The sequence below is a fragment of the Hyphomicrobium album genome (assembly GCF_009708035.1).
Taxonomy (GTDB): Bacteria; Pseudomonadota; Alphaproteobacteria; order Rhizobiales; family Hyphomicrobiaceae; genus Hyphomicrobium_A; species Hyphomicrobium_A album.
The window spans coordinates 1,965,168-1,977,143 of sequence record NZ_WMBQ01000001.1; the positions used below are offsets into that span (position 1 = coordinate 1,965,168).

Sequence of the window (11,976 nt, forward strand, 5' to 3'; positions counted from 1 at the left end):
AACTCCGAAGATGCTAAACAATGCGGACCACCATGCGTCCGCCATGTCGCCGCGAGTGAAATGACCAGCCGCACCGTCGTCCAAATCGTGCATGCCGAAGCGGGCGGTGGCGTGGAAACGCTCGCGCGCATGATCGAGGCGGAGCTCACCCGCCGCGGCTTCGCCATCGAGACACGCGTCCTCTATTCGCGCACCGACTTGCCGGCGGCCAAGAAGCTTGCGGCCGTGGTTAACATGGCGTGGCAGCTGCTCCGCAGTCCCCCCGACGCGCTCATCGCCTATCAGGCGACGGCATCGCTGCTGATCGGCGGTGTCGGATCGTTGCGCGGGCGTCGCCGGATCGTGCATCAGACGGCGCTCCCTGCCGAGACCCTGGCACCACTCCGCATCCTCGATCGGCTGGCGGGAGCCGCGCGGCTCTACTCGGCCAATGTCCTCAATACGGCCGCCACCGCCGCGGCGTTCGCCGGCTACCCGCGCAGCTACCTGCGGCACGTCCGCCTCATCGAGCACGGCATCGCGCCATTGCCCGTCGCCACCGATCCCCGTTCCACGCTGGCGCGGCAAGGTATTCCGCAGGACGGACGGCCGCTCCTGATCAGCGTCGGCCGGCTGTGCTCTCAGAAGGGGCAGGACCGGATTCTCAACGCCCTTCTCTCGCTCGCCGATTGCCGTCTGGTTCTGGTCGGCTCCGGACCGGAGGAAGACGCCTTCCGCGCCTTGGCGGAACGGCTTGGCATCGCAGATCGCGTCCACTTCTTAGGCACCTTGGCGCGTCCGGAGGTCGGTGCGCTCATGCAGGCCGCAGATGTGTTCGTCTTTCCGTCCCGGTGGGAAACGTTCGGTCTCGCGGCGGTCGAGGCGGCGATGGCGGGTGTGCCAGTCGTCGCGTCCGATATCGACGTCCTGCGCGAGGTGCTGGCGACGCTCGATACGCGAAGCGTCCGCTTTCTTGCCACGGAAGACGCTCATGCATTGGCCGACGCCGTGCGCAGCATACTCGCCGATCCACAGGCGAAGGTGCGGGCGCTGGAATGCAGCGATGCGATCCGCCAGCGCTATAGTCTGGAAAGAATGACCGACGCTTACGTGGCGCTCTTGTCCGCATAGCCGCGACGCAGCTGGCCGAGTAGCCGCCGGGCGCCCAAAGCGCCGAGGAAGAGGCTGCCCTGCCACGACAGCGGATATGACAGCTCATAGACCGGCTGTGGTGATGCGCCGAGGCGCGCCTTGTGCCCGGCGTCGCCGATTGAGAGATCGAGCATCTCGTAGCCCTTCTCGCGCAGCGCCATCATCGTCAGCTCCATGAGATGGCGGCCGAGGCTGAGGTGCGCAAAGCGAGAGTCGGATGCGATGCGCAGGAATGTCACCCACGGCTTCGAGGCCACCGACAACAGGCAGGCTACCAGCTCACCATCGAGCTCGAGCGCGCTCAAGTAGGTGAAATCGGTTCCGCGGCTGGCGCCTAGCGCCTCGTAGAAACTCTTGTGCTCCGGCTCTGCCAAGATGTGCGAGCGTCCGAGCTCGCTCAAGCGCGCCAACTGCAATCGCTCGAGCGTCAGAAGGATGCGTTGCGCCTCGCCTTCCGTCTTGGCGAAGATGAAACGGCCGGCACCCGCCTTGGCGAAACCGTTCTGGCTGCGCTTATAGGCGCGTCCGCGCTTACGCTCGACGACCCACTGCTCGTCGGCTGCGAGCGTCCACCGCCGCAGGTCGGCAACGCGCACGCGGGAATCGGAAGCGAGCGGATTTGGGCGCTCGTCAATCAGCTTCGGCATCTTCTGAAAGCGGATGCCGTCGTAGCCCCTCAAGTTGTCAACGAGGAGCTGCCAAATGGCTTGGGCGCCTGCAACGTCGCTCGGCGCCCCACGGCCCAAGAGCGGCGCATTGATGTCGGTCACGCCGCGATCGGCGAACTCGACGGTGGACAGCCCCGCGCGGCGGCGCACGATGAGCGGCAACAGCATGACGTCTTCGCTGGTTACAGCATCGCTGATGCTGATGAGCAGCGGGTCAACGGACCCCGGGCGCGCGAAGGACTGATACCACTGGCGCAACCACTCGATGCGCTGGAACGGCGAGACGCGCGCAGACTCCGCGAGCGTCGCCCACCGCCGCTCGAAACCGGCCCAGGTGTCGGTCGTTTGCAGGCGATAGCTGTTGCCCGTCAAGGGGCCACCTTATTGGTCGCGTCAGCCCAGAGCATCCGCCCCTTCGGAGCAAGCGTGCCGCGAAAGAAGGCGAGCAACTCGGTTCGCGCCGCCAGCAGAAACGCCAGGCCGAGCGCGGCGAATTGCACGATCAGTGTCAGCCACAGCGGCCAATGCAGCATCTCCACCGCCTCGGTGAGCGCATATCCTGTCCCCGCGTAGGCACCGAGCACGAGCACCGGCCCCACTGGGACTGGCATGGCATAGAGCTGGCGCCCTTCCCAGATGTAGTAGGCGCACGCGGCGATCTGCCCGATGAGCACAGCTACGGCGGCGCCCTCGGCCCCGTAGCGAGGAATGAGAAGCAGCGACAGCAAGCCGACGGTTCCCGCCGTGATGATTGCGGCGATGAGCTCGGGACGCGCCGAGCGGGCGAAATAGATGACCTGCCCGAAGTAGAACGAGCGGAACATGAATATCGCGCTCGACGCTACGAATAGGGGAACGAGAGTTTCGGTCGGCTCGCGGAACTCGCGCCCCAGCAGGCCTTCGACCGCGACGCCCTCGAAACGGATGATGAACGCGGCGCCGAACACGGCGATGGCCGTATAGGCCGTGAAGGCCTTGCGGAGCACGTCACGTGCCGTGGCGTCGTCGCCGCCCGCCGAGGCGTTCTTGGCAATGGAAATGTAGGCCCCGGCGATCGCCTCCCCGAACACGACCATGCATTGCCTGACCATGTCGGCGACGGCCCCGTATGGGCCGACGACGCCGACGCCGGCGAAGGACGCCAGCAGGATCCGGTCAATGTTCTGGCCGAGCGCCGAAATGCTGAACGCAAAAACCAGCGGCAGCCCATAGCGCACATATCCCTTCGCCGTGCTCACCGAGCCGGGCCTGCGTGCACGCGGGACAAGGTCCTTGAGCAGCGGCGCGATCGCGACGACCTGCGCCGCGCCGACGGCGAGCGCCAAGGCAAGCGGGGACTCATAGATGAGCAGCGCCGCCGCACCGAACAGGAGGTTCAAGATCGCACGGAGAATGACGGCCTGGCCGACCTCCTTCGCCTGCAAGCGCGTACGCGCAATCTCGGTGCTGGCATCGAAGACCGTCAGTCCGATCACCAGCACCATGACGCCGAGGAGAGTGGACCACGGCACTAGATTGAACACGCCGGCGAGGAGACCGCACGCGAGCGCGGCGGCAAGAAAACCGCCGGCCGTCCGGGCGAACGTGGCGATCTGCTCGTCGGCCGAGGACTTTTTATAGGACGCGAAGAATGCGTAGCGCAGCCACTGGACGAAGAAGCCGTAGACGATGTACGCCCACGCGAACGTCAGAAGGTACTCGCCATAGTCGGCCGGCCCGGCGAGGCGGGCGAAGATCGCTACCGATGCGAAATTGAGCGCGGCGGCAAAAGCCCGCGAGCTGACGTAGATGAAGACGTGCCAACCAAGCATCAACTCAAGCCATCGCTGCGCGGATCGGAGGAGTGTCGTGGGCTGGCTTGCAATGGCGAAAGCCCGTAAACATCTTCGTCACCTATGAGCACTAGGCCCGACAGTGGTTCGTTAGCAAGCACCGGACGGGGACATTGGTAAAAGACGCGATGGCACGACCTCTCGACGTGGCGATCTTCATTCGCGCATTCGAAGGGGGAGGGGCTCAGAGGGATGCCATATTGCTCGCGAATGCGCTCAGCCGCTTGGGCGTTGGCGTCGCAATTGTGACACTTCAGCCCGAGGGGCCCTTTGCCCAACTCGTGGCGCCGGAAGTCGAGGTCGTGACGTTGCGGCCCCGCAAGCTGCGCTATGCCCTTCCGGCGCTGCGCGGCGTTCTCCTCAAGCGGAGACCGCGAGCGGTCCTGTCGTCGGAAGCGGCGCCCAATGTGCTGACCTACCTCGCCGCCCGCTCGCTGCCGCGTGCGACACGACCCCACATCCTCCTGCGCGAGGTGGCGAGCCCCTCGGCCGCGCGCGACGGCGATCCCTCGTTGCAGGGGCGCCTCGCCTACCGCTTTGTCGGACGGGTCTATCGCGCCGCCAGCCGCGTGCTCGTTCTCGCCGCCGGGGCGCGGGACGATCTCATCCAGAACTTCGGTGTCCCGGCGCAGCAGATCCACGTCATGCGCAGCAACGCCGTCATCGATCCCGCTACCGAGGCAAGGCTGAGCAAGGCAGCCTTCGACCACCCGCGCGAACGTGGATTGATCGTCTGGGTCGGGCGTTTGTCGCCCGAGAAGGACCCCCTGCTGGCGGTCGAGGCCCTCAGCTTGCTCCCGGCATCGAGCGGAGCGCACCTGCGCTTCATCGGCGAAGGGGCTATGAAGGACGCGATCCTGGCACGCGCAGCGGAGCTCGGCGTTGCCGACAGAGTCTCGGTTGCCGGTCACGTAAGCGATCCGTTTCAATCTCTTCTGGCTGCCGAATTGGCAGTGTGTACTTCGCGCTTCGAGGGGTTCGGCAACGCCATCGTCGAGGCGTTGGCCTGCGGCACGCCCGTCGTCGCCACCGACTGCCCGTGGGGCCCGCGCGAGATCCTCGAGGGCGGGCGTTACGGCACGATGGTCCCCGTCGGCGATGCGCCGGGCCTTGCCGCGGCGATTGTTCGGGCACTCAAATCGCCACCCGACCGGGCGGCGCTTCGCGAGCGCGCTTCGCGCTACAGGACCGGCACAGCCGCGCGCGAGTTCATCGACGTCCTGGACGAGCTCGACTAGCCGACGCCTGAGCGCTAGCCCTTCACCGCGACGAGCGACTTGATCAGTCCGCAGAAGCGCTCCTTGTGCAGATCGGCATCGGGAAACAGGGCGCGCATCTGCCGGATGTCGAGCATGATGGCCGACTGCACCGTCCGCACGGCGCCGGCGACACTGTCCTGCCGCTCCCAAAAACCGCACTTGCGGTGCATGACGATGCGGTACTTCCAGGATTCCGGCAGCCAGTGGATGAGCGGGCTGCGCGCGTGCGGCTCGACGGGAAACCAGAAGTAGGGCGTCTGCACGAGGTAGCGCGGCGCCACGCGGCGCACCTCGGCCGCCATGCGCTCCATGTCTTGCCATAGGCCGACGTGCTCGATCACCGAATTGGAGAACGCCACGTCGTAGGCGTTGTCGGCCGCGAACGTGAGGTCCCGCGCGTCGCCGACCAGCATGCGGATTGGAAGGTGGCCCGTCGCATCGGCAGGGGCGACGTTCACGCAGTCGATGGTCACCTTGGAGAAATCGAGCAGGTGCTCCCACGTCTCCCAGAAACCGACGGTGCCGCCAATGTCGATGATTTTGCAGGCGCCCTTTTCCGCGATGACGACTTCGACCAGCCCCTTCAGCCGCTGCATGCGCTCGCGGCGAAACGGGTTGTCGCGCGAGACCGGGCTCACGTCGATGACCGTCCGCGCGCGCTTTCCGGCCTCCGCGAACGCCGAACGCTTTACCTGCTCCACGCCCTTGCTCCTCACCTTCGCTTCTGCCTGCGCCCCGCCACTCGTGAGCGCGCGGGATTGAATCGGGCCATGAGCTCGATGCCGAAGACCGCAAACACAACCATGAATCCCAGCATGTCCGCGGAGGCGAGCAGCCCCGACTCCAGACAGAACGTGAGGAGCCCATAGAACCAGATGCGAAACAACATGAGCCCGAGGGGACTGTTAACGGCCTCTGCGGACGTGCGCGCGATGTCGCGCAACGGCAAGATGAGGACCCACGTCAAGACGATCGCCAGTCCCACCAGGCCGATCGTCAGCGACAAGTCGACGTAGGTGTTGTGCGAGTCGGTGGCCCGGCGCGCAAAGGCCGATGACCACCCCTCGTACTCCTCCGTGCCGGCGTCGCTGTTGACGGTCGCGTCCGTGCGCCAGAAGGCCGCAAAGCCGGCGCCGAAGACCGGATGCCGCGTGATCTCGCCGGCAGCGAACTGCCAGATCTCGGTGCGGCCCGTGAACGTCGCATCCGTAGTGATCGACCGGGTGAACGAGCCAATTGCCGGGACGACCGCCGAGCCGACGGTGATGACGTTGAGCAGGACGACGGCCGAGACGACGATCGTCGAGCGCAGCGCGGGAGCGCGAATGACACTGCATAGCCAGCTCGCGCCGAGCACGGGGACGACCAGCGCCAGGGCCGTTTTGCCGCCGCTGGCGTAGAGGAACGGCAGGGTGAGCGCCACGATGGTCCAACCCAAAGCGACGCTGTAGGCACGCGCCACGAACAGGCCGATGAACAGGAAGACGACCATCATCGCCGAGGCGGTGTTCTTGTGGGCGAACACGCCGCGCCAATAGCCGACGTTCTCCGGTTCGAGCACGTTGCGGCTCTGATGGATGGCGAGGTCCGGGACGAGGAGCACGCCCGCATAGCAGAGCGTGACGACCAGCAACGTAAGGGTCGCGAAATTCTTCGCGAGCTGCCGTGTGGTGCGCGGCAACGTCATCGCCGCGGCAGCGATCAACAGCACCAGCCCCGTGAACAGCGCCCGTTTGGCCGACAACATCGGCGCCTGCGACAGTGCGATGGAAATCAGCAACCAAACGCCGAGCACGGCATGGATGGGGCGGGGCAGCGCGTAGAGCAGGTCTTTGCGGAGCGAGGCAGCGACGCCGACGGCAAGCAGGGCCATCGTGACGAAGACGACCTGGTTCACCGCATTGCTGCTGTCGGCCGTGCTCGACGCCCTGGTGATCGCCAGATCGGCGAACGGGGTCGTCGTAATCCAGATGAGGAGGAAGATCAGGTAAAAGGTGCACGTCGCGAGGAACTCCCCACGCGCCGGCGCGTACGGCACTGCGCTTCCCTGGGCTGCGCTCATACCGGCCGCCATGCGGAGCCGAGATACGACTTCACGAAGGCGCCGAATTCGTTGGGTGTGCCGCCGTCCTCCAGCATCTGCGGTGCCGCCCCGGGGCTGTAGCACCACGCGGTGGAGTGCAGCCGCAGCGGCTCGAGCACGCCGTTGACGAACGGCTCGCCGAAGTCCTCAGGCGTGCCGTAGAGATGCTTGCTGCATGAGCGGCAGAACCCCCACTCGGTGACGATCACCGGTTTAAGCGCCTGCAGACCGTCGATGCTGCTGTGCCAGCGATCAGCGAGGCCGCGGTCCTCGTTCGGATATACGTGCCAGGCGTACACGACGCGCGGATCGTCGATGAGGTTGTCCTTGACCGACTTGAGGTCGAAGGCCCAGCGTTCGCCGGCGGCGATGATGATCGCGTCGCTGTGCGCGCGGATCACGGCGATGAGCCGCTCCCACAGCGCCTTGAGCTGCGGCCAATGTTTGCCCGTCGATACCCAAAGCTTCCCGTCGACCACCGGCTCGTTCCACAGCTCGAAAAGGATTCCCGGATCGCCGCCGTAGGTCAGCGCCATCTCCCGCCAGAAGTCGAGCGCCAGCGCCGCGTCGGTGTCGTAGGCGTTGTCGATCAGCCCCCAGGACGGATCGGCGACCTCCGTATAGGCGCCGGGAAAGCCGATCGTATGCCAGTCGAGGATGACGAACAGGCCTTGCGCGCGTGCCGCGGCGATGTCGCGTGCCAGCGCTGCGATCGATTGCGCGCGCGCGTCGCGCCAGTGCCCGGGATGCAGGCCGATACGCACCGTGTTGGCGCCCCACTCCTGCGCCACGACGCGATAGTCGGAAACGTCGCGATTGCCGCGAATGTAGATCGGATCGCCCATGGCGACGCCGAGCAGACGGATCGGGCGTCCGGCGTGGAAAATCCGATTGCCGACGACCTCCAGGCGCATCGGCGCTGCGGCACCCGAAAGCGCACCGCTCACCGTGAACGACACGGCTCCGGCCGCCGCGCCCACGAGGGCTTGGCGCCTGGTGATCAAGCGCGCCTCACCGCGCGGTGCCGGCGGTCGACGAGGAAGGCGATCAAAATGGCCGCGCCAGCGAGGCCCAACGCGAAGCCGCCGATCAGGAGAAGGAGGCGCCGCGGCGGGAAGGCGCGCTGCACGACGGGTACCGGTGGGGTGATGACGCGCACGTTGGTGGTATCGAGCCGCACCTGCTCGCTCGCCTGACGGGTGCGTGCAAGCGCCTGCTCATAGAGAGCGCGATTGACCTCGAGATCGCGATCCAACTCGCGCATCGTGATCTGCGCGCCGCTTGCCGTGTTGAGCTCGCCGCGCAGCCCCTCGAGCGTCGCCGCCAGGCTCGCGTCGGTGGCGGAAGCGCGCTCCACATCGTGACGGGCAGAGGCGACGACGCGATCGAGCTCGCGATCGATCTGCCCGCGCAGCTCGCCCTCCTGGCGAATGACGGCCGCCATTGCCGGATGCCGCGGCAGCATCTGCGTGCTGAGCTTGGCCCGCTGGCCGGAGACGGCGGCGAGCTGTGCCCGCAGGCTGCGCAGCGTCGGCGACAGCAACGCCTCGGGAATCGACTGCGGATCGCCGGCCGAGGCGGTCATTTCGTCGTACTTTGACTGCGCCCGCGCCTTCTCCACCCGTGCGGTGGAGAGCTGGTTGTTGATGTCAGTGAGCTGTTGCTCCGTCACCAGCCGGCCGTTGGCGGACACGAGCCCGGACTTGACGCGGAACTCGGTCGCCTTGCGCTCGGAATCGCGGACTTTCTTTTCCAGGGTTTCGAGACCGCCGTCGATGGCACGCGCCGCGGCAGCATTCGCCTCGGCGCGATAGTTGCGCTGATCGGCGAGATAGGCGTTGACCACGGCCTCGGCGATGCGCGTAGACTTTTCGCGGCTCTTCGATTGCACCGTGAAGTCGATGATGAAGCTCCGCTCGATGCGGATGGCAGTCACCTGCTTGCGCAGCTTCTGCAGGACCGTGAGCACCGGGTCCTCATCCGGCGAAGCGGCGACCGGCAGCAGGGCGCGCAGTTGCCCGATGAAGGATTGGCCGTCGCCGATGAATTCCGGATCTCGCTCCAGTCCGACCTGGACGATCGCCTTTCGCAAGACATTGTCCGAGATCAGCACCTCGACCTGGCTCTCGACGATGGCGAGACCATTGTCGGTCGCAAGCTGCCGCGGCATCACCTCGGAGCCGAGCATCTGCAGGTCGCGCGGATCGACGAGCAGCTGAGCACGTGCCGCGTAGCTCTGCGGCAGCAGCTCGCCGACGACGACGAGGCCGAAGGCGCCCAACAGGCCCGCGCCCAGCACGAGCAGCTTTCTACGCCATAGGGCATCCACGACCTCGGCGACGCTCCCGCCACGCCAAGCGCGACTTTCATCGTGCCAGGGGTCGCTATCCGCCCACGCTTTAGAACGGTCCATTCCCCCTCCAACCGAATGCTCGCGCGGCGACGCAAAAGGCCTTTGCCGCGTGCGCGGAGCGACATGCTTGATAGCGTGTGAATAGGAAGCGCCGGATTCTATCCAAACTTATGGTTTCGGCCGTTCACATCGCTTCGGACATGCGGCGGAAACGCGATCACGGCGGGTGATCACTCGACGTACTTCCATTTAACGTTAAAAGCCGTTCAGAGACGTTGTGCTTCCAACGCGTCCTATATTCCCGGCCTGGACTGCGAAGCATCGTGGTCGGGGGGACATGACCACAATCGAGAGCAACCGGCGTTTCCGTACTGCAGCGCTGCCTGCACACTCGGTCGTCTTTACCATACTGGCCCTGCTCGCCGACGTTCTCGTCATTTGCGGCGCCGCGGTCGTATCCGGCATCGCCTATCATATGTTCACCTACGGGGCCGTCGGCGCACCGGGGCGCTACGTCATCGTCGGCGTCAGCGCCGGCCTGATCTTCGTGCTGCCGTTCCTGATCCGCGGCGACTACGGCGTGAGGGCCTACAGCGCGTCGGAGCCAAGCCACGGCCGCATCTTCTTCGTCTGGGTCTACGCCTTCCTCTGCCTCGGCATCATCGGCTTCCTCACCAAGACGACGCACATCTACTCGCGCGGCTGGCTGCTCATCTTTTTTGTCGTGGGACTTCTGTCGCTAATTGCCCTCAACGCAATCCTCGAGCGCGTTACGACCATGCTGATCGAGTCCGGCCGCATCGTCGGCCGGCGCATGATGCTCATCGGAACCCCGCGCGAGATCCGCGAATGCACCGAGCAGATCGTGCAGCGCCACGCGAACATGAACCTGCTGGCAACAGAGATTCTCCCGGGCGACCTCGTGGCCCAAGTGGACGCGGAGTCGCTGCAGCGGATGATTACCGAGGCCACGGTGCGTGCCCGGTCACTCAGCGTCGACGACGTCGTCATTGCCATCCCCTGGCAACGTGACGACATCATTCAGTCGATCGTCCAACAGTTTGCCGATCTGCCGGTCTCGGTGCACATCGGCTGCACGCGCATCTTGCGCGCCGCGCCGAACCTGCACATCTCGCAGTTTTCGCACCTGAAGACGATCACCTTGGTCTCGGCGCCGCTGGGACCCTTGCAGCTGCTCATCAAGCGCGGCATCGACGTGGGCATCGCCGGCACCGCGCTGGTTCTGCTCGCGCCGCTATTCCTCGCTATTGGCGTCCTGATCAAGCGGTCGAGCCCGGGTCCGGTATTCTTCCGTCAGCGGCGCGGCGGCTACAATCTTGCCGAGTTCCGCATCTGGAAGTTCCGCACGATGTCGACGCTCGACGACGGCGAGCACATCGTCCAGGCAAAACGCGACGATGCGCGCGTCACCCCCATCGGCAGATTTCTCCGGCGATACAATTTCGACGAGCTGCCGCAGCTCATCAACGTTCTGCAGGGCGAGATGTCGATCGTCGGGCCGCGACCGCACGCGCTGGCGCACGACAAGGAGGCGACGCGCAAGATCGAAGCCTACTCTCGCCGCTTGAACGTGCGGCCCGGGATTACCGGCTGGGCGCAGGTGAACGGCTTCCGTGGACCGACTTTGACCGTGGACCTGATGCAGGCCCGCCTCGAGCACGACCTCTACTACATCGAGAACTGGTCGTTGGGCTTCGACCTTTACATCCTCTTCCTGACTTTGTTCTCGCCCCGCGCCTACGCCAACAGCTTCTAGCGGAGAAGGCGCGCAGTGCTGAGCGAACCCGGTTTGGTGACGCATGAACCGGTTCCGCCGCCGGTTACGGTCGGCGGGCTGCCGATCCGGCCAATGACGCGCAGCGCCTGGGCGCGACTGATGGTGAGTACGTGCCTGGCCGCGCGCGCGACCCCTGCGGCTCGCAGCTTTGCTGTGTTCTCCGCCAATGGCCAGGTTCTCGCCCTCAGCCATCGCGACAGGTCGTATCGCGCCCTGCTGGAGCAGGCCGATGCGCTCGATGCCGACGGCCAGCCGCTGGTCATCATCAGCCAGCTCCTGCTCGCTACGCCGCTGCCGGAGCGCGCGGCAACGACGGACCTGTTCCACGATGCGGCGCGCGCGGCGTGCGTCCACGGGCTGCGCTTCTACTTCCTCGGCGCGACTGCGGAGAATATCGAGATCGCCGTCGCCGCCATTTCGCGCCAGTACCCGGCGCTGCAGATCGCAGGCTGGCGCAACGGCTATTTCCGCGAGGCGGATGAGGCCGCCATTTGCGCGGCGATCGTTGCCGCCTCGACCGACGTCCTGTGGGTAGGGCTCGGTGTGCCGCATCAGGAGGCCTTCGTCGTCCGCAACCGCGAGCGGCTGCGCGGCGTCGGCTGGATCAAGACGTGCGGCGGTCTATTCGACTACTTTCAGCCGACGAGCCGCCGCGCGCCGCGATGGATGCAAAAGGCCGGCATCGAGTGGCTGTTCAGGGTCGCGCGCGAGCCGCGAAAATATTTGTGGCGCTATGCGACAACGAACGGGACGGCGCTCTGGCTGCTGCTCATGCGCACCCGCTGAGCCCATTGCCTCGGCCCGGGCGCGAATCACGCACTCAACATGTCGAGTGGCTCAACCGTTTGCCCA

10 protein-coding genes are annotated in these 11,976 nt (G+C 65.9%); 4 read left to right on the forward strand and 6 right to left on the reverse strand.

What is annotated here, in order from left to right; translation table 11 throughout:
• Positions 1 to 60 precede the first annotated feature (60 nt).
• Positions 61 to 1,110, forward strand: a complete 1,050-nt coding sequence (locus GIW81_RS18840; protein WP_195930493.1) for a glycosyltransferase family 4 protein — start codon at positions 61 to 63, stop codon at positions 1,108 to 1,110.
• Here the strand turns inward: GIW81_RS18840 and GIW81_RS09385 are convergent.
• Positions 1,086 to 2,171 (reverse strand): GNAT family N-acetyltransferase, encoded by a 1,086-nt coding sequence (locus tag GIW81_RS09385; RefSeq protein WP_154738955.1) that lies wholly within the window; start codon positions 2,169 to 2,171, stop codon positions 1,086 to 1,088. The two genes, GIW81_RS18840 and GIW81_RS09385, sit on opposite strands and share 25 nt — an antisense overlap.
• Complete coding sequence (locus GIW81_RS09390; RefSeq protein WP_154738956.1) at positions 2,168 to 3,610, reverse strand: lipopolysaccharide biosynthesis protein; 1,443 nt, start codon at positions 3,608 to 3,610, stop codon at positions 2,168 to 2,170. The genes GIW81_RS09385 and GIW81_RS09390 overlap by 4 nt, the downstream gene beginning before the upstream one ends.
• Positions 3,611 to 3,759: 149 nt before the next feature.
• On the opposite strand from GIW81_RS09390, the gene GIW81_RS09395 reads away from it, so the two are divergent.
• A complete protein-coding gene (locus tag GIW81_RS09395) occupies positions 3,760 to 4,869 on the forward strand; it encodes a glycosyltransferase (protein WP_154738957.1) in 1,110 nt (369 codons plus the stop codon).
• 14 nt (positions 4,870 to 4,883) lie between these two features.
• Here GIW81_RS09395 and GIW81_RS09400 read toward each other — a convergent pair whose 3' ends face one another.
• The 4 genes from GIW81_RS09400 to GIW81_RS09415 are packed head-to-tail and all read right to left on the reverse strand — an operon-like array spanning position 4,884 to position 9,386.
• Positions 4,884 to 5,591 carry a class I SAM-dependent methyltransferase gene (locus tag GIW81_RS09400; protein WP_324614947.1) on the reverse strand — a complete coding sequence of 236 codons (708 nt, stop codon included), beginning with the start codon at positions 5,589 to 5,591 and terminating at the stop codon, positions 4,884 to 4,886.
• 11 nt (positions 5,592 to 5,602) lie between these two features.
• Entirely contained in the window at positions 5,603 to 6,952 is a 1,350-nt protein-coding gene (locus tag GIW81_RS09405) for an O-antigen ligase family protein (RefSeq protein ID WP_154738958.1), read from the reverse strand.
• Complete coding sequence (locus GIW81_RS09410; protein ID WP_154738959.1) at positions 6,949 to 7,977, reverse strand: glycoside hydrolase family 5 protein; 1,029 nt, start codon at positions 7,975 to 7,977, stop codon at positions 6,949 to 6,951. The genes GIW81_RS09405 and GIW81_RS09410 overlap by 4 nt, the downstream gene beginning before the upstream one ends.
• Positions 7,974 to 9,386, reverse strand: a complete 1,413-nt coding sequence (locus GIW81_RS09415; RefSeq protein WP_154738960.1) for a GumC family protein — start codon at positions 9,384 to 9,386, stop codon at positions 7,974 to 7,976. The genes GIW81_RS09410 and GIW81_RS09415 overlap by 4 nt, the downstream gene beginning before the upstream one ends.
• A gap of 277 nt (positions 9,387 to 9,663) precedes the next feature.
• Here GIW81_RS09415 and GIW81_RS09420 point away from each other — a divergent pair, with 277 nt between their 5' ends.
• Positions 9,664 to 11,103, forward strand: coding sequence for an exopolysaccharide biosynthesis polyprenyl glycosylphosphotransferase (locus GIW81_RS09420; protein ID WP_154738961.1), 1,440 nt, complete (start codon positions 9,664 to 9,666; stop codon positions 11,101 to 11,103).
• Between the two features lie 120 nt (positions 11,104 to 11,223).
• A complete protein-coding gene (locus GIW81_RS09425) occupies positions 11,224 to 11,910 on the forward strand; it encodes a WecB/TagA/CpsF family glycosyltransferase (RefSeq protein ID WP_154739612.1) in 687 nt (228 codons plus the stop codon).
• The last annotated feature ends 66 nt before the right edge of the window (positions 11,911 to 11,976 follow it).

Excerpts from the sequence above, each read along its gene's own strand:
- GIW81_RS18840 (WP_195930493.1), top strand. The coding sequence starts at position 61 with ATGACCAGCCGCACCGTCGTCCAAATCGTGCATGCCGAAGCGGGCGGT.
- GIW81_RS09390 (WP_154738956.1), bottom strand. The coding sequence starts at position 3,610 with ATGCTTGGTTGGCACGTCTTCATCTACGTCAGCTCGCGGGCTTTTGCC.
- GIW81_RS09395 (WP_154738957.1), top strand. The coding sequence starts at position 3,760 with ATGGCACGACCTCTCGACGTGGCGATCTTCATTCGCGCATTCGAAGGG.
- GIW81_RS09405 (WP_154738958.1), bottom strand. The coding sequence starts at position 6,952 with ATGAGCGCAGCCCAGGGAAGCGCAGTGCCGTACGCGCCGGCGCGTGGG.
- GIW81_RS09415 (WP_154738960.1), bottom strand. The coding sequence starts at position 9,386 with ATGGACCGTTCTAAAGCGTGGGCGGATAGCGACCCCTGGCACGATGAA.
- GIW81_RS09420 (WP_154738961.1), top strand. The coding sequence starts at position 9,664 with ATGACCACAATCGAGAGCAACCGGCGTTTCCGTACTGCAGCGCTGCCT.
- GIW81_RS09425 (WP_154739612.1), top strand. The coding sequence starts at position 11,224 with ATGGTGAGTACGTGCCTGGCCGCGCGCGCGACCCCTGCGGCTCGCAGC.